The sequence below is a fragment of the Gemmatimonadota bacterium genome (assembly GCA_026705765.1).
GTDB lineage: Bacteria > Latescibacterota > UBA2968 > UBA2968 > UBA2968 > VXRD01.
The window spans coordinates 1-20,710 of record JAPPAB010000185.1 but is presented as its reverse complement, the minus strand read 5'-3'; the positions used below and the strand labels follow the sequence as shown (position 1 = coordinate 20,710).

At 49.9% G+C, this 20,710-nt stretch carries 15 protein-coding genes and 1 tRNA gene; 13 read left to right on the top strand and 3 right to left on the bottom strand.

Annotation, left to right across the window (positions count from 1 at the left end):
* The coding region (locus OXH16_23810) for an efflux RND transporter permease subunit (GenBank protein MCY3684430.1) at positions 1–2,098 on the top strand (2,098 nt) is incomplete at its 5' end.
* Between the two features lie 73 nt (positions 2,099–2,171).
* On the opposite strand, the gene OXH16_23805 is transcribed toward OXH16_23810, so the two are convergent.
* Positions 2,172–3,647: a ketol-acid reductoisomerase gene (locus tag OXH16_23805; protein ID MCY3684429.1), complete on the bottom strand. Its 1,476-nt coding sequence runs from the start codon at positions 3,645–3,647 to the stop codon at positions 2,172–2,174.
* Positions 3,648–3,769: 122 nt separating this feature from the next.
* Between OXH16_23805 and OXH16_23800 the strand changes: the two genes are divergently transcribed.
* A complete protein-coding gene (locus OXH16_23800; GenBank protein ID MCY3684428.1) occupies positions 3,770–5,563 on the top strand; it encodes a DEAD/DEAH box helicase in 1,794 nt (597 codons plus the stop codon).
* A gap of 12 nt (positions 5,564–5,575) precedes the next feature.
* Here the strand turns inward: OXH16_23800 and OXH16_23795 are convergent, their stop codons facing one another.
* Together OXH16_23795 and OXH16_23790 are read right to left on the bottom strand one after the other, a co-directional pair.
* Positions 5,576–6,790, bottom strand: a complete 1,215-nt coding sequence (locus OXH16_23795) for an aminotransferase class V-fold PLP-dependent enzyme (GenBank protein ID MCY3684427.1) — start codon at positions 6,788–6,790, stop codon at positions 5,576–5,578.
* A 9-nt stretch (positions 6,791–6,799) separates the two neighbouring features.
* The gene (locus OXH16_23790; protein ID MCY3684426.1) at positions 6,800–10,192 is read right to left on the bottom strand and encodes a CPBP family glutamic-type intramembrane protease; all 3,393 of its coding nucleotides are present in this window, start codon (positions 10,190–10,192) and stop codon (positions 6,800–6,802) included.
* A gap of 147 nt (positions 10,193–10,339) precedes the next feature.
* Between OXH16_23790 and OXH16_23785 the strand changes: the two genes are divergently transcribed.
* The 11 genes from OXH16_23785 to OXH16_23735 all read left to right on the top strand — a co-directional run.
* A tRNA-Asp gene (locus OXH16_23785) sits at positions 10,340–10,417 on the top strand.
* 77 nt (positions 10,418–10,494) lie between these two features.
* A complete protein-coding gene (gene mfd / locus OXH16_23780; protein ID MCY3684425.1) occupies positions 10,495–13,902 on the top strand; it encodes a transcription-repair coupling factor in 3,408 nt (1,135 codons plus the stop codon).
* 73 nt (positions 13,903–13,975) lie between these two features.
* Positions 13,976–14,824, top strand: a complete 849-nt coding sequence (locus OXH16_23775) for a peptidylprolyl isomerase (GenBank protein ID MCY3684424.1) — start codon at positions 13,976–13,978, stop codon at positions 14,822–14,824.
* Between the two features lie 34 nt (positions 14,825–14,858).
* Positions 14,859–16,103 (top strand): peptidylprolyl isomerase, encoded by a 1,245-nt coding sequence (locus tag OXH16_23770; GenBank protein ID MCY3684423.1) that lies wholly within the window; start codon positions 14,859–14,861, stop codon positions 16,101–16,103.
* A 6-nt stretch (positions 16,104–16,109) separates the two neighbouring features.
* Positions 16,110–16,382, top strand: coding sequence for a S4 domain-containing protein (locus tag OXH16_23765; protein ID MCY3684422.1), 273 nt, complete (start codon positions 16,110–16,112; stop codon positions 16,380–16,382).
* A gap of 69 nt (positions 16,383–16,451) precedes the next feature.
* The gene (locus tag OXH16_23760) at positions 16,452–17,210 is read left to right on the top strand and encodes a class I SAM-dependent methyltransferase (protein ID MCY3684421.1); all 759 of its coding nucleotides are present in this window, start codon (positions 16,452–16,454) and stop codon (positions 17,208–17,210) included.
* Between the two features lie 14 nt (positions 17,211–17,224).
* On the top strand, positions 17,225–17,890 hold the full coding sequence (locus OXH16_23755; protein ID MCY3684420.1) for an ATP-binding cassette domain-containing protein: 666 nt from the start codon (positions 17,225–17,227) through the stop codon (positions 17,888–17,890).
* 17 nt (positions 17,891–17,907) lie between these two features.
* The gene (locus OXH16_23750) at positions 17,908–18,765 is read left to right on the top strand and encodes a permease-like cell division protein FtsX (GenBank protein MCY3684419.1); all 858 of its coding nucleotides are present in this window, start codon (positions 17,908–17,910) and stop codon (positions 18,763–18,765) included.
* A 27-nt stretch (positions 18,766–18,792) separates the two neighbouring features.
* Positions 18,793–19,383, top strand: a complete 591-nt coding sequence (locus OXH16_23745; protein MCY3684418.1) for a hypothetical protein — start codon at positions 18,793–18,795, stop codon at positions 19,381–19,383.
* Between the two features lie 38 nt (positions 19,384–19,421).
* The gene (locus OXH16_23740; protein ID MCY3684417.1) at positions 19,422–20,381 is read left to right on the top strand and encodes a bifunctional oligoribonuclease/PAP phosphatase NrnA; all 960 of its coding nucleotides are present in this window, start codon (positions 19,422–19,424) and stop codon (positions 20,379–20,381) included.
* Positions 20,382–20,469: 88 nt separating this feature from the next.
* On the top strand, positions 20,470–20,710 hold a 241-nt coding region (locus tag OXH16_23735; GenBank protein MCY3684416.1), incomplete at its 3' end, for a hypothetical protein.

The window sequence follows — 20,710 nt, the reverse complement described above, 5'->3', positions numbered from 1 at the left end:
GATGATGGGTTTAATGGTCGCCATTGGAATGCTGGTCGATCCAGCCGTCGTGGCTCTGGAAAATATTTATCGCAGGCGTTTTGATGTAGGCGACGGCACGCGAACCGCAGCGATTGAGGGCAGCCGCGAAATCGGCATACCCGTACTGGCGGCGGCACTGACGACGATATGTGTATTTGTACCCCTCATATTTATTTCGGGATCGTACAATACAATGTGGATGCGCGATTTTGCCATCACCGTATGCATTGCAGTCGTAGCCGCACTATGCGTGGCTTTAACACTCATCCCCCTGGCCTGCTCCCGAGCATTTTCAAATGCGGGTACTCGCGTCGATCTCTTCTTAAAAATTGGATTGGGCACTTTATTTGCCACAGGCGCGGCGTATCTCATTTACCAGCAAGGCATAGTCGAATCCGCTAACTGGCTCAAAGATAACACCCTGTGGATTTTGGGCGGGCTTTCAACCGTGCCAATAGGCGCATGGATCGCGCTGGGCGCATTTGTTGCCACAACCGGCTATATCTATTTCCGGTTTCGACATCTTGGCCTCAAAGGTGTTTACACGCGTGTAATTAGCACAACCCTGCACTATCGCTGGACCACCGTTGTCGTCGCTACATTTATCCTCTTTGGCGGCATATACATTTTCACCAAAATTGAAGTACAGCGCTATCGCTATCAACCCGATCGCATGGTGGGCTATATGGTGGAAATGCCGCGAACTTACGATATCGACGACGCACTCGCGCTTTTCAAACAAATTGAAGCCATTATCATCCCCCAAAAGGAAGAACTGGATATCGAAGCGATAAAAACGCGATTTAGCACCCGACGCGGCAATACGATTTATCTGTACTTAAAACCCGTCGAAGAAAGCCCGTTGAGCACAGATGATGTGAAAAAAAAGGTAAGTGAGTTGCTGCCCAAAGACATCCCGGGCGTGCGTTTTAAGGCGGGCTTCAGACGAGGTGGTAGCAGTGGCACGGGCGTCGGGGTAGAAATCAAAGGCAGGAACCCCGAAGTGCTGGCTATCCTGGCTGAAGATATTCGGCTGCGAATGGACGATATTGAGGGCATTCACGACGTGGAAACCAGCCTGGAAAGTGGCACAGAAGAAATCAGGGTCTCGGTGAGGAGAGAACGCGCGCAACAATACGGCCTTTCACCGCAGCAAATAGCCACAACTGTTGCCACGGCATTGGGGGCACGCGGAAATAGCAAATTCAAAACGCCGGATGGAGAAATCGATATTGCGCTGCAATTGCGAGAAGAAGACCGCGCCACACTGGACCAACTCAAAACCCTCTCCTTTGAAAACAACCGGGGCAATATGATTGCATTTGCCAGCCTGGCCGATTTTGAATTGACCAAAGGTCCCCAATCCATCGAGCGTCAGGATCGAATGTCAACTGTAACCGTATTTGCAAACACGGAAGCATCGGAAGTTCAAAAGGTCGGTTATGAAATGCGCGACCGCATGGATGCCATCCCATTGCCCAATGGGTATAGCTGGCAGATGGATCGGCGGTTCCGCTATATGGCCTCAGAAGAGGGCGAAACCAATTTCACCATGATTTTCGCAGCACTGCTCATTTATCTGATCATGGCTTCTCTATTTGAATCGTACATCCATCCATTTACCATCATGTTTTCGATCAGCTTTGCATTTATAGGTGTCGCATTGGGACTTTACATATTCGGTATTGCGCTGGACAGCAATGCGACTTATGGGTTGCTCATTTTGTTTGGTATTGTGGTCAACAACGGCATTGTATTAATCGACCACATCAATCGCTATCGCAAGCAAGGATTATATCGAAGAGATGCGATCTTGCGCGGCGGGCAGGACCGCCTGCGTCCCATTTTGATGACCGCAACCACGACCATCCTGGGGCTTACGCCGCTGGTTATCCCGATGATTTACGGCAATGCCGAAGGCAATGCCAGGCGTTGGGGACCAATTGGTCTGGTCATTATTTCTGGTCTCTCGATCTCTACTATCCTCACGCTCGTCATCTTGCCCACCATATATTCGCTCATGGACGACCTGTCGGGATATACAAAGCGGATTGTAGCCGTGGCAAAAAGAGCCTGAACCGCATCAACATCAAAAAAGCGCTGTGCAGAATGATCTGCACAGCGCTTTGTCATGTACTAAAACAGATAGCCTACTCGCCAAGTGAAATATCTACGGAAGGGCGCAATGCCGCACAGGTTTGAAGCACGGGATGGATGGGATGGGTAAGGAATGCCTCGAAAACCTTTCCATCGAGGTCTCCCCCTGTATCAATCGCGACAAAAGCTTGTTGCGTGAGCAAATAGTCGAAGCGGGGTGCCCATTTGCGCGCGCCCAAACGCGCGGTTGTCGAACAATTGTCAATCATATAAGCCACGCCGCGATAGTGCATATAGGGATTGAGTGAATCCACACTCTCGATAACAGATTCATTGGCAATCTCGGACCAGGCGTGACCTTTTTCAGAGAGAATATCGCATTGCGCCACCATAACCGCGCAATAAACACCTGCGGTAAACGGATTGACGGGAATATCTTCTTCAACTCGCCGGGCGCGCACGCTCTTGCCCACCTCCCACATGCGCGTGCCGTCAATCTTCCCCATAGGATAACGCTCAAAGCGTTTATTCGCCGCGATCACACTGCGGATTTCATCGCCGCTTGCAACGTCATCATAGATCTCGAGCAGAACTTCAGACGCCGGATGATAAGATGCGCAATAGGCTTTCTCAAATTCGGCCTTGCCCGCATCGTCAAAACCCTCGTACACCGCGAGAATACCCTGCTTGGAAATGATTTTTGAAATGGGACCAGTAATGGACTCGCACGATTCATTAAAAGCGTCTTCCTCGCCCATCCCCTGAAATGTATAGCGGCGGTAAAGACATTCCACCACCCCGTGTACAGCGCCGAGAAGGATACCGCGCTCGCCATAGATATCGGAGAGATATTCCTGTTCCAGTGTGGTCTGAAACGTAAAAGGCGCGCCGAGTGCAATAGACCATCCAAGAGCAACATCAGTAGCATTGCCATCGATATCCTGCACCACGGCAAACGAGGCATTGATGCCCGCGCCATTGACTTCTTTACCCTGTTCGTACAGACGGCGCACAGAAGGCCCCATGCCTTTCGGACAAACGGCGATCACATTTACATTGTCGGGAAATTTAGTCCCCATAGTTTTCATGTGACCGAGCAAAAACCCATGTGACAGACCGAGCGTAGCTCCGGGTTTGAGGCGGTCAAAAATAGCCTGATGATTCTCCGCCTGCGCCGCATCGGCGATGAGCAAAAGCACCAGATCCGATTCCGCGATGACCTGATACATCTCCCCCAAAGTGCCATTAGCTTCGGTAAAACCGGCAGCTTCGGCATCTTCAACCGAGGAAGAGCCAGGCCGCAGCCCCACTTTGACCTTGACCCCTGTGCCTTCCAGAGATTCGCGCAGATTTTGTGCCTGCGCAGGCCCCTGTGATCCCCAGCCGATCACGCCAATCTGGTTAACATCTTTGAGGGCCTCTGGCAATTTGTGGAAAAGATCGCGCCCACCACGCACAATCCTTTCTCGCGTGCCAGCCAGATCAATAGTTTCGGTTTCAAAAACATTGCTGATAAAATCCAAATTCATGAGAAACTCCTTAACGGTAGGTATTAATAGTTTGCCGATTGCAAAAAGCAAAGTATAAACTATATTTAAAAAAGAAAAGACTTGTATTAAAAGCAACTAAATTCACCAAACAGGTTGTCTCTATGGCTGAAACATTCGATACAGCGATACTAAACCGCGCGACAGATATAGCCGAAGGACTCTATCCGCATCAGGTAGAAGGCATAGCGTTTTTGATGGGACGGCGGCGATCAATCTTAGCCGATGACATGGGACTGGGCAAAACCCGGCAGTCCGTAATTGCGATGTCACAAACCGAACCTCATGGACCGTATCTGGTAATTTGCCCAGCGACAGTGAAGCGCAATTGGGAGAGAGAAATTGCGATTGTTCTACCCCGTGTACATACGTGGATTATTGGACCGGACGATCCACCTGAGGCTGGATTTGAGGGCTGGGCGATTATCAATTACGACATCCTGGGCAAGCACATCGATGCGTTATGTGCACTGGGATGGAAAGGCGTAGTCTTTGACGAGGCGCATTATTTGAAAAACCATCGCAGTCAGCGGCACAAATTTTCTATGCAACTGGTGAGGCAATTACCTGAAGAGACCGTAGTGCATCTCTTGACAGGCACCCCCCTGACGAGTCGGCCAAGGGATCTCTTCCCATTGCTACAACTTGCTCGACACGCACTGGGACGCAGCTTTATGGGATTTGCAAAACGGTATTGCGATGCGTATAAGGGAGAATATGGCTGGGTAACAGATGGCGCGAGCAATATCGAAGAACTAACCGTACACTTACACGGGATTATGTTGCGGCGGACGAAGAATCAAGTCCTGGATCTGCCACCTAAGATACGGACCTGGTTGGATGTAGATGTATCGAGTAGAGTCGCGCATCGAATGAGCATAGCCGTCCTGGAACTGCTACAAAAATATTCTCGGCGAAATGTGCGAGAGACATTAGAAGAATCCCCATTCTCTGAAGAACGGGGGCGCGCCCTGGGGCAGTTGACAAGGGCAAGACTTCGATTGGCAACTTCCAAAGTGCGAACGACATTGCCCTTTGTAGAAAATGTAGTAGATCAGGGAGAAAAAGCGATAGTATTTTCGTGCTTCTTGCGTCCACTGGAAATTTTAAAAACAAAATTCGGCGACAAGGCCGTGGTCATTACAGGTGAAGTACCGGTAGCACAAAGGCAAGAACGGGCAGATCGGTTTCAGGAAGACGATGACGTGCGATTATTGCTGGCAAATATCACAGCAGGCGGCGTGGGACTAAATCTGACAGCGGCTCGCCAGGTCATTTTTAACGATCTGGACTGGGTACCCGTCAACCACTGGCAAGCCGAAGATCGGGCTTATCGCATTGGGCAGACGGATATGGTAAATGTGACGTATATGATTGGACGTGATACAGTCGATACATTTGTACGCACAGTACTGGAAACAAAAGCGGACTTGATCGATCAAATGGTAGAAGGCCGCGCACTGCCCGAAGACTTCCATCGCGATGTAATGGGTGAAATGCGACGCATCATGGATGTGTTGCAACCCGGAGTAGATGCCTTGCCCGGAGATATAAACAGCGCACAAGTGGGCGAAGTGTTGCGCGAGGCAAGCGCAGCCTTTCGTGAAGCGCATACAGAGGCATTTGGCATAGGTGAACCGGTTGAACGCCAACAACCATCGCAAGAAGCTATTGAAATTCTGGCGCGAGTATTGAGTGGACCCAAAATTACAAAGTATCGCGCGGAGAGTTCATCGCGGCCAGGGGCTTTTTACGAATTGGAAGTAGATGGAAACGATGTATCCTGTGCCTGCCGCGGATTTCAATACAGGGGAAATTGTCAGCATTCACGCGCATTGAAGGCCGCACTTGTGAAAGGAGAAAATTTGCCTGAAGGATTCCGTGAGGTAGGTTCTTGAACACAAAACAAGTCAGGCATTTCTCTCTTCGCCTAAAGCATCTATCAAACGATCTACATGATCAAAACCATTGCAGATATGGGTAGAAACGCGCATCCAGTAAACGTCATCGCTCTTTGCAATAGGCACAGTAATCCGATATCGCTCATCAAGATCCAGATCGTCGAATCCAGAAAGATGAAAAGCCGAGATCGATCCAGATAAATCTGGCACGGAAGGCGTAAGCAATTTTGCCCAACCAGTTTCAGCCAAACGACCTCGCAGGTACGCCGCCAGTTGTTGCCCCCGTTCTCGAATTCGCTTTTTGCCAACCGCCTCTTGAAATTCAATCGCTGCGCTCACCGCTGCAAAACACGCCTGATCCCGGGTACCCCAGTTCTCAATACCCCACATAAACGGACGGTCATTGATCCGCAAAATGCCGTCTGCCCCCTTCTTCACGCCTTCCTGGCTATATCCCCAACTCACAACAACGTGATTGAGTCGCTCCTGCATCGAAGGCGAAACATAGAGAAAACCTGTGCCTTTGGGCGCACAGAGCCATTTGTGGCAATTGCCACCGTAAAAATCGCAGCCGAAGTCCTGTAAGTTTAGCGGAATCATCCCCGGGGCATGCGCACCATCTACTGCAATCAGCGCACCGCGGTCGTGCGCCAGTCGGGCCAGTGCTCTAATCGGAGTAATCAGCCCCGTGCGGGTGGTGATATGGCTGCAAAAAACCAGCCTTGTACGATCTGTAAATTCATCCTCAAAAACATTCAGAATATCTTCAGGGTGCTCGGGAGGAATGGGGATCTGGACGCGCTTGACCACCACGCCATAGCGGCGCTCTGCCAGATGCAAGCAGTTGTCAATCGCACCGTATTCCTGATCTGAAGCCAGAATTTCATCGCCCGGACGCCAATCCAGCCCATGCACCACCATGTTGATAGCCATAGTAACATTGGTGGCAAAAGCAATATCCTCTGACGGCGCATTGATAAACGCCGCCAGATGGACGCGAGAATTATCTACAACGCTATTGTATTCCGCTCGATGTCGCGTAGGGTTGCGTTCAACATCCTCCAATATTTCCAGCATCTTCTCAAACACGGGTCTGGGCTGTGAACCAAAAGAGCCAGTATTGAGATAAACTTCATCCGGCGCAATCATATACTGCTTGCGAATCGACTCCCAGTAAGCCTCCTCCGCCACCGAAGTCGGCCAGGCCGTGCGGATATGGTCCACAGATACCTCCTACGCCGAGGATCGCGCTTTGTACCATGCGAGAACGGCAAGAATGAGAGGAACGAGGCCAAAGAGAACCATGAGAATCCCATTGATCTGATAAGCATCGTATTTGAGATAGCGAATGCCGACAAAAATAATTGAACACCAGGCCATCACGGCATAAAAGAGCAGATTGAAGCGGATATACTTCAAAATGAGAAAAGCCATAATCACCCAATATGGAATACTCTTGGCGAGAAGAATACCCGCGTGATAAAAGTCTTTCGCTGGCGAAACCACAGATTGGAAGATGAGCACGAGCAATGCAACGAGAATCACCAGATTTATCTTCCCTATCACGCGCCAAAAGACAAACAGAATACCGAGAATGGCAAAGGGAGCTATGAGCATACTGTTGACTTCGTCGATAAGTTCCCCAAATGCGGGGAAATAGCTATTGATTTCAGGGGGCCTGCCACCACCTGCGACGAGATAATCGCCGAGATAGGTGAGATTGATATAAGACGAAAAAATGCTATTCCCTCTGGTAATCCCAAAATAGCAGACAGCGAGAAAGGCAACCTGCCACCAGAGAGCTGGGCTATTTATCTTCAGGCGAAGCACATCAATCCAATCGGAGAATTGCATCTCCTGGGGACGTTCGCGACGATACATCGTATCGCCAAAAGCACAAAGAAGAAAAACCATAATCGCAGCAGTAACAAGCCCTATGACGAAGCCAATGAGTTTATCCCCGAGAAAAGTACTCATCGCCTCACTGGTATTATAACCAGCGTAGAACGCAGGTAGATTATTGAGTGTTGTGAGCAAATAACACACACCCGCCAGAATGCCAACCCAAAGGGGTAATCGCCAGTTGACATGTCCATCGCGATAGGCGCGTAAAAAGAAAATAATGGCGAGTACGGCCGTGGCCAGAACTGCGATTGTCGAGACAGTAGAGACAATCGTGCTTTTTGCTGTGCGTTCCCGCAATTTCCTCAAAAACTCTTCGGGTGCTTTGTAGTATGCGTTTGTCTGACCGACTTGATCGCCCTGTACAGAGGCAATAATGCGAAATTCTCCCTCTTCAACTTTGATATCCGTGCGCTCCCACACAAAACTGTGATCCATTCTGTTTTCGCGCTTTTGCGAACGGGCTTCAAGGCGTTTGTAGAGGTCCGTATCTGTCACATCGCGCTGTAAATAATCGGACAGAAAAGCCTCGGCAATCTCTTGCGCATCTTCCGTACTGAGTTCTGCACCCTCCCGATTTTCGGGGACATAATGCGATATGCGGCAAAAATCGCCATTGCCATCAATACTGATGGTGAGTTCTTCCTTTTCCAGAGGTTTGAACCAGCGCACCCGCCAGCGCCACGAGGCTGTATTCTCAGCAGCGAGCGTGTCTGCACGCGCCAGATCGACATTTCGGATAAGATGTGTAAAATGGCCGGATCCAAAACCGCTGGAAAATGACGTGGTGCGTTGATAGCCTTCCAGATTAAGCCCAAGTTGACGCCGGATATCCTCTGCCTTCTCAATCGCCTCGGCCCGCGTAATAATGGACTCCCGAGCGTATTTGGCAAATCCCGGGAGGTCGGATATGAAATACACGGACCAACCGATCAGACCGAGAACCCCAAAGACGACGAGACCACTTTTAGGAATGAGATAATCCGAAGGGGTCTTGCGCTCGACCTCGGGTTCAGGAGGTAGTTCGGGTTCAGTAATCGGTGTTTCAGATACTGGCTCCTCTGGCACCTCAGGGAGCGACACCTCCTCGGGCTCCTCAATCTCTTTATAGCGTCCTGTAATCACACCAAAAATAGCGGGAATCGCCGGAATAAAAATAATCGCAACCGCCAAGATGCCCGAGACCTTGAAGTAGAGACTGTCGGACTGCACCATCGGATAGATGCCGAGAAAGCAATTGTACACATAATGCGAAATAATCGTTGCCCAAACGCCGTAGCGCAAAAACACAATACCAAAGATAACGCCAACCACGGTGAGTTCGAGACCGCGAATATAAATAGGCTCCTGCGGATAATTCGCGTGCAAAAATGCCCACACAATCGCGGGAATGAGCACGGCCAACCAGGTCTTTTTTAAATACCGAATAAGCAGGGAAATGGCGAGCAGACGGAAGAAAAATTCTTCCATCGTTGCGGCGAGAAGACCGATAAGCAGGGGATAAATCCACGGCAAGTAAGTACTATACGTATTGCTGTACTGTGTCATCGCCGCGGGAGACCAGACCCCCAGATAATCATTGCCCAAAATGTAAAAGATGGTTACGTATCCCAGATGGGCAAATGCAAGCCCATAACCGACAAGGGTGACATGCGCAAAATTCGCAGATCGCCAGCCGCGCAGAGACAGTCGCGCGAGTGGATTTTTCCAGCCTTCCACATCCTGGGCGGCAGCCCCTCCGGCTGTACCGGATAACGCAATAATAACCCCACTGAGCACAGCACTCAACAGCCCACCGAAGATAAAGGTGAGAATAAAGGAAACAAATGACTGCGTGGTATCGTAACCAAAGCGCGTGATCGGATACCCATTGACGGCACCGAGGAAAGTGGTAGCGGCCACGAGAATACCCACGCCAAGAGCAGCGCGCCATATCAATGTGCGCTGGCGATATTTACGCACGAGCACCACAACCATTGCAATGCCCAGTGCAAAAAAGAAAACCGACGCAATATTGGTGAGCAGACCAGCACGCGAGCGAATTTCTCGATAATTGCGGGAAAAAGTTTCGGGCACTTTGAGATATTCGGCAAAATACCCCGCTTTGTCACCCTTAACCGTAACGCTCAAACGGTAGTGCCCATCATCGCCCACGACAAAATCTTTTTTGCGAAAAGAAAAAGTGTGATCCATTCGATTGGGGCGCTCAATACTCGACGCTTCGATAGGTTCGTATTCATCGAGTTGAAAGCCCTGCACATCGATCAGAAAGGTTTCCGCAATGACGCGGGCATCTTCTTCTGAAAGACTCGCGCCTTCGTCAGACTCCAGAATGCTGTGCGTAAACCCTACAATGCGCCCGCCGGGATCAATACGCACGCGGAGTTCTTCTTTTTGAAGTGGCTTAAACCAGCGGATATTCCAATACCATACCGAGACCCACTCGCGCACGAGTTGATTGGCCTCCTCAAGACCCAGAGTGCGTTCGAGAAAAACCTGGGGTAGGCTGGAGTACGAGAAGACCTGAGCACTTTCGTAATCTGTGAGATCGTAACCCAGACGGTGAAGATACGCTTCAGCAGATTGATATGCCTGTTCGCGATCAACGCGAAAATTGAGCGAAGCAACGGGAAGCGCGCGGTCGAAAAACTGGATATAACATGTAAGACCGAGCGCCCCTGCGATCAGGAAGCAAACGATCCATAAGGCATCGCGTCGGGTCATAGAATCCTCCTTTTAGAGTTTTGCCCTAACATAACGAGATGAGATGCCAAAAACAAGGGGTATGATTCGTTAAATTTGCTTGACACTAAAAAGACACCTTGTTAAATTTCCGACCCTTGCATGGAATTTTGAAGATTAATTGAACCTGGGGTAGTAGCTCAGTCTGGTTAGAGTACCGGCCTGTCACGCCGGTGGTCGCGGGTTCGAGCCCCGTCTACCCCGCCATCTCTCTGAAAAGCTCGACGCATATCTTGTGTCGAGCTTTTTGGCGTGTACTATTTGGGAGGAAAAGTTAAAAATTTATGTCAGTTGAAAGATTGTACAACAGAATCAAAAACTCGTCACCATTTAAGGACCTATCGCAAAAACTGGAATCGGGAGAGCGGGTCATAACCATGCGTGGAGGATCCGGATCGCTATCGGCATTTGCCATCGCGTGGATTGAGGAAACCGTACCTGGCCCGGTGGTAGTCGTATGTGCAGATGAGGACCGCGCCGAGGCACTGCGCAATGATTTAGAGCGGCTATTAGACGAAGAACATGTAGGCTACTTTCCAGGTTGGGATGTAGCCCATTTTGACGGGCGTTCGCCGCACCTCGATGTCGTGGGCTTGCGGATGGAAGCGCTGGACCAGCTACGCCGGGTGGCCAGCGGCATTGTGGTCACACCCATCGAAGCGCTAATGGGACACACTTTGCCCCCGGACCTCTTTGACTTGAGTGTAAAATCGCTTCATCTGGAACAGGAAACATCGCCCCTACAACTGGCAGACCATCTGGTAGAAATCGGATATGAACGGGTAACAACTGTGGAGGGCGTGGGACAATTTGGGATGCGCGGCGGCATCCTGGATGTTTGTTCGTTTGGCAACGCGCATCCGGTCAGACTGGAGTTTTGGGGCGATGAAATTTCATCCATCCGAGCATTTGACTTTAGCACGCAGCGGTCTATCGAGCAAATGGAGAAAACGCGCATTTTACCCTGTCGGGAAAGCGTACTTCCGCTGACAATGGCGGACATTTATCTGGAAAATCTGGAAATAGCAGAACGGGATCTGGGCATTGAGTTGCCCGAGGTGCGAAACTTATTGGAACGCGAAGGCATTTTTGAAGGACAGGAACATTATCTGAGTGTGTTATACGGCGAGCGAACGGGTTTGTTGGATTACATACCCAAAGGATGCTGGCTCGTCCTCGATGACCCGGATAGCATCGCTACCGCCGCGGATAACGCCTGGCACGCGTGTGTGCAAATTGCACAGAAACAAAAAAAGCGGCGAGCGGAAACAGAACCCTTGCCAGCGCAATGTGTACTCCGACAACCGGAAATCGTCCTTCGACAATTGGAACACATGCCCAGAGTCTTGAACCGCGCACTGGGAGGGGCATCTGAGGAAGTGGTGGATTTGAGCGGACAGAGTGGGCGACACTACGAAGGCCATGTACAACTGTTAAAAGAGGATTTGCGAAAGCACTGGTTGGACGCTTATGAAGTGGTCATTCTGTGTGAAAGTGATGGGCAAAAAGCGCGGCTGGAAGAAATTTTGGAAGAAAGTGCCGATGTGGTCTCCCTATACGTGGGCACACTACAATCCGGATTTACATACCGCCCTGGCAAAGTCTTTTTGATCAATGACCACGAAATTTACAGCCGCGTACATCGCAGACGGCGGTATCGACGTTTTCAAGACGCACACCCCATCAAGACCATATCCGCTCTTCAGCGCGGCGATTTTGTCGTACACGTAGATCACGGAATCGGTCGGTTTGAAGGCGTGAAGCGAATTGAAATAGGCCGCATGTCCAGCGATTGCCTCACCATTGGATATCGGGATGGAGATCGGGTTTTTGTACCAGTGGATCAGATGAATCAGGTGCAAAAATATTCGAGCCAGGATAGCATAGTACCCGTATTGAGCAAATTGGGCACAGTGGCCTGGGAGCGGCTAAAGGAAAAGACGCGCAAAGCCATATTCAAAATGGCGGCAGAACTCGTGTCATTATACGCCGAACGCAAGGCGCAACCGGGCATGGCATTTTCGCCTGACGGATCAGAAATGAACGCACTGGAAGCCTCGTTTCCCTATCGCGAAACCCGGGATCAACAAGAAGCGATTGACGCCGTGCGAAAAGATATGGAAGCGCAATCTGCCATGGACCGGTTGGTTTGTGGCGATGTGGGATATGGCAAAACAGAAGTGGCGATTCGCGGGGCATTTAAGGCAATTTTAGATGGCAAACAAGTAGCAGTGCTCGCCCCCACAACCATATTGGCGCAACAACATTATCGCACATTTTGTGAACGGTTTTCCGAATTTCCCGTCCATATAGCGGTCTTGAGCCGCTTCCGCACGCGGGCCGAACAGATGCGAACCCTCGAGGCAATGAAGAAAGGCACCGTAGATATTGTGGTGGGCACGCATCGGTTGTTGTCAAAAGATGTCAACTTCAAATCCCTCGGCCTTCTGGTCATAGACGAAGAACACCGCTTTGGGGTGCGGCACAAAGAGCGGTTAAAAGAAATGCGGCGCCTGGTAGATGTGTTGACACTTACCGCCACACCCATTCCGCGCACCCTGCACATGTCGCTGATGGGCGCACGCGATATGTCTGTCATACAAACCCCGCCCAAAGACCGCTTGCCAATTCAGACCGAAGTGCTGGCTTTTGAAGAAGACCGCATTGCCGAAGCGATCTTGCGAGAAGTAGATCGCGGTGGACAGGTTTATTTTGTCCACAATCGGGTTCAATCCATGCACGCGATGATGGGCTTTCTCACCCGCCTGCTACCGCAGGTGCGTTTTGGTATGGGACATGGACAAATGCCCGAGCGACAACTCGAAAAAGTGATGATGGACTTTTTCGAGCACAAATACGATGTTCTGGTCTCGACCATGATCGTGGAATCCGGGCTGGACATTCCCAACGCGAACACGCTAATCGTAAATCGAGCAGATCGTCTGGGATTGGCGCAGTTGTATCAATTGCGCGGCCGGGTTGGGCGGTCAAATAAGCGGGCATATGCGTATTTATTCGTGCCGTCGTGGCAAGCACTCAGAAAACCAGCGGTGAGGCGATTGCGCGCCATAGAAGAATTTTCGGATTTGGGATCGGGTTTTCACATTTCAATGCGAGACATGGAAATTCGGGGCACGGGCAACTTGCTCGGCGCGCAGCAACACGGACATATAGCAGCTGTGGGATTTGATTTGTACACGCGCCTTTTGGACGAAGCCGTGCGGCAAATTAAGGGCGATGAGACCGAACCTGCGATTGAACCAGATGTACAGATATCCGTATCATCGTATATTCCAGACGACTATATTCCAGATGCGGATCAAAAAATGCAGTTTTATCAAAGATTGGGCCAGATCAGGCGAACAGTAGAAGTCCTGGCGATTGAGGAAGAACTCGCAGATCGCTTTGGTCCTTTGCCCGAACCCACATCCGCATTATTAGACATATTACAGGTCAAAATTTTGGCTCGCCAACTCAGATTGTCGCAATTGCAAATCGGACAGACCATGATAATGACCCTGTCGCCAGACAAACCGCTGATGCGAACAGATATTGAACATATGGTGACACAGTCGCCACTCCCCCTGGAATTTGCCCTGGGAGAACCGCCAAAAATCGAAGTAGCGCTAATTGGAAAGGGACCGCAATCGCGGTTAGAATCGGCTAAAAATGTGTTGCAGAGCCTAATTTGAAGGCGTATATTCGATTACTTGGAACCTTTTTTATTGCCAATAGTTTAGAGCCACATGCGGGGATATGATCGCAATGGGAGATCGCGTTTTGAAACGGACGCGGTATTTAAAAATCGGTCTAATAATCTGCCTGATTGGCATGTGGGGGTGCGATAAGCCACAAAAAGTTTCCATCGTGGCGCAAGTGGGAAATCGCCATCTGACCAAAGAGGCATTGGAGAGGCGTATTCCCTCTCCGTTTGCAGGAACAATCTCGCCAAAAGAAAAACAAAGACTGGTCGAAAATTGGATCGAGGAAGAACTCCTCTATCGAGAAGCCATAAGACAAAAACTCGATCGAGATCCCGAACTGTCAGATCGCATTGATCGCGCTGTTCGGCAACTATTGGCGAGCGAATTGATGGCACGCACACACGCACGCGATGCCGAAGTCTCAGAGGATGAAATTCTCACCTATTACGAAGAACATCGTGCAGATTTTGAGCGCGACCAACTCGAACTCAGAGTGCGGCATCTCATAGTGGCAGACCGGAATGCACAAACTCGGGCGTGGGTACGCCTGCAAAAAGGCGAATTTTTTGAACAGGTGGCGCGCGAAGTCTCAATCGATCAGTCGGCTATAAATGGTGGCGATCTGGGATATTTTACCGAAGATATGGTCAACCCTTCTTTTTGGGCGGCATGTTGGGATGCCAAATTGGGACACCGGATACGCGCGCGCACTGAACTGGGCTACCATATCATTGAGGTAATGGATCGAAACGACGAGGGTTCAATACGCGACCTGGTCGATGTGCGCGACGAGATACAGCAACGCATCCTGGCCGAGCGCCGCCGCGAACAACGCGCCAAATTGATTGCCGAACTCAAAGAACAGATTGAATGGTCAGTAGATTGGAAGCAATTGAATAATACAAGGTGAGGAACGTCTCACCGATTTGAAGGAATTTATCGACATGAAAACGCTGCTTATCAACTTGCTGATTGGGGTATTCCTGCTCGCGGGCACAGCGCGTGCAGAGCCTGTCTTAGTAGATAAAATTATAGCGGTAGTAGATGACAAAATTGTATTGCGGTCTGATGTGGAGAACAAGCTGCGGATGGAGTTGATTACTCGAAAAATCGATGTGCGAACCGTGCCACAGGCAGAGCTTGAAAATATGTTTAATAAGGTGCTGGAAAATGAAATTCAGCGCAACTTATTACTGGTCAGAGCGCGAGAAGACAGCATAGAGGTAGATGACGAGCGCGTGGAAGAAATGGTGCGAGCGCAGGTTCGTCAGTTTAAGGAACAATTTGGCACAGCAGCTTTTGTCGAAGAATTAAAAAAAGCGGGGTTGACCGAGCGACAGATGCGAGACAGATTTAGAGAGCAGTTTCGCAACCAGTATTTGGAACAGAGTATGTATGGACTGCTGTCACAGCAGGTCAGCGTATCGCCCCGGGATATAAAGGAATTTGAAGAAAAATACCGCCGAGGCGAGTCAGATTTCGTGTCGTTGAGCCATATTTTTGTAGAACCTACCGCATCGACAGAACAGCAGGACAAAATTCGCCCCCAGGCAGAAGCGATCTTAGAGCGTATTCGAGCAGGTGAAGATTTTGCAGCACTGGCAAAAGAATACTCACAGGACCCGGGCAGCGCGTCTCAAGGTGGGGATCTGGGCTTTTTTGGACGCGGAACCATGGTACCTGCATTTGAAGACGTTGCCTTTAGTCTCAAAGTCGGTGAGGTGAGCGGCCTCGTACAATCGCAATTTGGCTTCCACATCATTCGCGTTGAAGAAATCTCGGACGATCAGGTGCGAGCGCGTCACATTTTGTTTTTGCTACAAAAAGACGAAAAAGCCGGCCAGCAAAAGGCACTGGCGTTGTATCAACAGATTAAAGACGGAGCGGATTTTGCCGAACTTGCACGCGAGCATTCCGACTATGAAGAAACAGCATCTCGCGGCGGATTTTGGAGGGACGACATTCCCAAGCCCAACCTTCCACCCGAAATCGCAGATGTGGTGCGCGCACTCAAGCCGGGTGATGTGAGTTTGCCCGTAAAAATGGAAGGCGGCTGGAATCTATTCCGAATCAATGACGATGCCACTGCATTAGAGAAATTTGCTCAAGAAGAGCGCTTGCAGGAATTATTCCGCGAGAAACTTGCGGAAACGCGGGCAAAATTATATGTGGATGTGCGGTTGGAATAGGATGGTATGAGATTAGATATCTATCTAAATACGTGTTGTCTGGTGCGGCGACGTTCAGAGGCCAAGCGGGCGTGTGGCAATGGCATTGTGACAGTAGATGGGCAAGAGGCCAAAGCGAGTCGCACTCTGCGCGCCGGACAGAGGGTATGCATTGCATTTTCCGATCGCCTATTAGAGTTCGAAGTACTGGCGATTCCACAGGGCAATGTGTCGCGGAAGCGAGCACCTGAATATTATCGCGTTATTCGAGATGAGGCACGGGCACCAGAATTTTTTTGAGACGCATCCCCTCACCACTCAGAAAAGTAGAAAGGTCAAGGTCGGCACGGGCTGGCCGTTTTTCATTTTATGCCAACTACTGAGGCAACACCTTATAGCCGCTTAGCGACCATTTACGACCATGTGATGCGACACGTAGATTACGTACATTGGGCACATTATGTGTCGTCATTGCTCGCACGACACAAGATCAAACCCAATCGAGTCCTGGACCTGGCCTGTGGAACGGGCAGTCTGGCAATTGAGCTATACCGCCAGAAGTTCGATGTAATAGGTGCGGATGGATGCAGGGAAATGCTGGATGTCGCTGTAGATAAAACGCGGAAGTTGCGCTATCCCATTCCCTTTTACCATCGCAATCTACTCGATTTGAGCGATTTGCCCCCGTGCGATACCGCGTTGTGTTTGTACGATAGCATCAACTATTTGATGTCACCCGAAAAGATCGCGCGTGCGTTGGAAGAAGTACACCGCATTGTAAATCTCAACGGTATCTTTGTAGTCGATATCTGTACAGAGAGCAATTCGAGGCAATACTTTAGCAATATGCAGTCAGAAGATTCGGGAGATGGATTTTCATATCGACGACACAGCTATTACGAGAAAGGTGTGCAATACAACAAATTTGATATTCATTTTGAAGACACGGATGAAGTGGTCAAAGAAGTACATCAACAGCGCATCTATTCTCTGTCGGTGATCGAAGAAATTGTGGATAAATCGCCTTTTGAAATGGTGGGAGCATACGGTGGGTTTGGGTATGCACCACCGACAGATTTTTCGGATCGGGTGCATTTTGTTCTAAGAAAACAGTTCAATTACTGCTGAAGCAGTTGTACATCATGTCTGTAATTAAATTACAAAACGTATGTGTCGAGCATTGGGAACAACCGATATTGGTCGATGCCAACATAGAGATCAATCAGGGCGAATTTGTCTATCTGGTTGGACAGACCGAGGCGGAAAAGCGCGCGATACTCGAACTGATTATATTTGCGGAATTGCCCCGTTCGGGCGTGGTATCTGTGGGAGAGTACGACTCGCGGCAAATTCGAAAAACGGATATCCCTCAATTGCGACGACAAGTGGGTGTCGTATTTCAAGACTTCAAATTATTGCACCATCGCACAGTTTATGAAAATGTGGCCTTCGCCCTTGAAGTAACAGGTGTTTCGCGACGCTGGATCAAGCGCAAAACACAGGCAATATTGTCAGATGTGGATTTGTTGCACAAACGCAATGCGTATCCAGATGAGTTGTCGGGTGATGGGCGACTACGGGTGGCAATTGCGCGGGCACTGGTGAATGATCCCCTTGTCTTGTTGGCAGATGAACCAACCGCTAATTTGGATACCGACGCAACAGAGCAGGTGATGGCTATTTTTAAAAAGATGAATGCGCGCGGAATAGCTGTGATCATAGCGACACGTGAAGCAGTGCAAGAAAACCAATATCCCTGGCGAATATTGCAGTTGGAAAATGGCGTTGTTGAGCAAGTCACAAACTGAGCAAATGGAAAAGTGAGATGAGTCTGGTATTGCGCGAGGCATGGCAAGGAGTTGTGCGGACGAGAATCGCAGGTGTGATTTCTGTGGCGACCATTGGAGCATCGCTGCTGGTATTGGGATTCCTTTGGCAGGTCATCGAAAGTGGGAACGCGCTGGTTGATCGGCTGCGCGCGCGGGTAGAGATAGACATTTACTTAAAAGATGGCATTTCACCTCAGCGCATATTGGCATTGCGGCGCACGTTAGAAGCAAGACCCGAGGTGGCCGGAATTATGTATGTAGATCAAGACGCGGCTGCCAGAGAATTTCGGTCACGATTTGGCCTGGGTACGGTCGATGCGCTTTCGAGCAATCCATTGCCCGCTTCGCTCAGAGTACGTATCTCGCCCGGTGAGAATATGCCGCGCCGCGCTCGGGCTGTTGCAAGATCTGTAACCGGTCACAGTGCTGTAGAAGGTGTAAATGTGGGTGAAGCTTGGGCGAATTCTTTAGAGCATTTTATTAAAGTAATTACCGGCATTGGACTCGCTCTTGGGTGTATCCTGTGTTTTGCGTGTGCATTTGCAATAAGCCATGCGACCAAATTGATGGTACTGGCGCAGCGCGATGCCATTGGGATTATGCGGTTGGTCGGCGCAACGGATATAACTGTGTGGATGATCTTTGAGGCTGGAGGTGCAATACTGGGCTTTGTCGGTGGATTTTTAGCCCCCCTGATGTTGGCTTATATATCACCGTGGTGGGCTGTTCGCGTACCGGGTTTGACAGTCACACCAACGATTGAACTGACACTCTGTCTGATAGCATTGGGTACTGTACTGGGCGCAGTAGGCAGTTGGTCATCGCTGAACCGCATGTTGAGGGAAATCGCGTAGGGCAATGCCTGTCCATTGGGGTATAGCGTGCAAAAATCAGCGTACATATTGTATATGATAGCTCTTCTAATCGCATCATCGTCCAATGGAAGAGCACAGACAATAAAAGTTCTGGAAGCACGCCTGAAAGCTGAGCAAGCGGCGATGGACAGTTTAAAAGCGCGTGATTTACAAACGCCTCAGGTCTCGTCGGAAGCATCGGCACCGAACCAATCTGAAAGCGAGAGTGAGAAACCGCAGGACACATCTCCAAATTTGGCTGAGGAAATCAATAGTTTGGGGGATGAAATCAACCGTACCGAGCAACTGCTTCGACTGGCTCAGTCACAACTAAAAAATCGCGAGCAGAATATAGCGCAACGTGCGCGCGAGATATACAAAATAGGGCGACAGGGAATACTCTCAGTATTATTTTCAGCAAAGTCACTACGAGATGCGGCCCAACGCATGCTGTATTTATCCAGGATAAAAGATCAGGACCAGCGAGATGTCCAGACATTGCAGGCGGCGCGCAAACGGGTGAGTATTCTTTATACCATACACAGTTCGCAGAAGCGACGGCAGCAAATCTTGTGGCAACTCAAACGCCAGCATGAGCAAATTTTAAAACGTCAATGATCTGCTATCCCCTTGCATTGATATATACGGATATAACAATGGACTTTCAAGCGGCTCTGAATTTTTTGTTATCAGGCGAGGAACTCGTGCTGACAACGCATGTAAATGCCGATGGCGATGGCCTCGGTGCGTTATTGGGGTTGTACCACTGGTTGACTCGCCAGAACCAAAAGCACCGCATTGTGGTGGCGGATGAGACGCCGGATCGCAAATATCGGTTTTTGCCGGGCTATGACCGCATAGAATCGGTACACGCCTCAATTTCAGTAGTACCGCGCCTCGTGGTAGTAGATACCACCGCATCTAAAAAACGCATTGGCGATGTCGCGGATCTGATTGGGCCTGCAACAAAAACGCTGGTGATTGACCACCATGTAGATGCAGATGAGAAAGGCGATGTACGGGTAATAGATCCAGATGCCAGTTCTGTCAGTGAATTGATCTATTTGCTCATAAACTGGCACGTCCGCTGCAGTAATTCGGAATTTACACCCGAAATCGCGACGTGTTTATATGCCGGAATTGTTTTTGACACAAAGCTATTTAAACATTCGCATCCAGAACGCGCCCTCCGTGCTGCCGCAGAACTCGTTACACATGGCGCTGACCCGCAGCAGATTGCGGAGAACATGTTTTCGCATCAAACGTACCAAACGGTGAAAACCCTGGGATTTGCGCTGTCGAATCTAACGCTACACGAAAATGGGCAGATCGGCACATTGTACGTCGATCACAAAACCCATTCGATGAATGGCGATCTGGATGGCGTGGTCGATCACGCGATGTCGATTGACGGAGTTGAAGTCGCACTATTTTTTAAAGAACAGGAACCGGGACAACAGCGCGTGAGTTTGCGGTCGCGGGGAAAAGTGGATGTCAATCGCATTGCCCGTCAATTTGATGGTGGCGGTCACATTCTCGCATCGGGTTGCGAGATTAAAGGCTCTGTCGATGAAGTGCAAGCGCGGTTGTTATCTGTTGTGCGCGAACAATTGTGAATTGGTGAAACTCCCCCTTGCCTGGCAACTCCTGCACGATTCCAGCAGGGTCAGGCTGTAGCAGCGGTTCAATAGAAAGGAAATAGATATGGATCTTTTGACACTGAAGACGTGGTCGCCAGATGATATTTTGCAGGCGGTAGAAATGGGCCTGGTGATCAAAAAGAATCCCGAATGCTATGAAGGGTTGTTAACGGGACAAACTCTGGCGATGTTATTTCAGAAAACATCGACGCGCACCCGTGTATCTTTTGAAGGGGGCATACATCAATTGTCCGCGCTCCGGCCGGCGCTCGAAGGGAGTCAGCGAGCGGATGTCGTAGCGGCCC

Bases quoted from the DNA above. Each gene is read 5' to 3' on its own strand.
- OXH16_23805 (MCY3684429.1), bottom strand. From the start codon at position 3,647: ATGAATTTGGATTTTATCAGCAATGTTTTTGAAACCGAAACTATTGAT.
- OXH16_23800 (MCY3684428.1), top strand. From the start codon at position 3,770: ATGGCTGAAACATTCGATACAGCGATACTAAACCGCGCGACAGATATA.
- OXH16_23790 (MCY3684426.1), bottom strand. From the start codon at position 10,192: ATGACCCGACGCGATGCCTTATGGATCGTTTGCTTCCTGATCGCAGGG.
- mfd (MCY3684425.1), top strand. From the start codon at position 10,495: ATGTCAGTTGAAAGATTGTACAACAGAATCAAAAACTCGTCACCATTT.
- OXH16_23775 (MCY3684424.1), top strand. From the start codon at position 13,976: ATGGGAGATCGCGTTTTGAAACGGACGCGGTATTTAAAAATCGGTCTA.
- OXH16_23770 (MCY3684423.1), top strand. From the start codon at position 14,859: ATGAAAACGCTGCTTATCAACTTGCTGATTGGGGTATTCCTGCTCGCG.
- OXH16_23765 (MCY3684422.1), top strand. From the start codon at position 16,110: ATGAGATTAGATATCTATCTAAATACGTGTTGTCTGGTGCGGCGACGT.
- OXH16_23760 (MCY3684421.1), top strand. From the start codon at position 16,452: ATGCCAACTACTGAGGCAACACCTTATAGCCGCTTAGCGACCATTTAC.
- OXH16_23755 (MCY3684420.1), top strand. From the start codon at position 17,225: ATGTCTGTAATTAAATTACAAAACGTATGTGTCGAGCATTGGGAACAA.
- OXH16_23750 (MCY3684419.1), top strand. From the start codon at position 17,908: ATGAGTCTGGTATTGCGCGAGGCATGGCAAGGAGTTGTGCGGACGAGA.
- OXH16_23740 (MCY3684417.1), top strand. From the start codon at position 19,422: ATGGACTTTCAAGCGGCTCTGAATTTTTTGTTATCAGGCGAGGAACTC.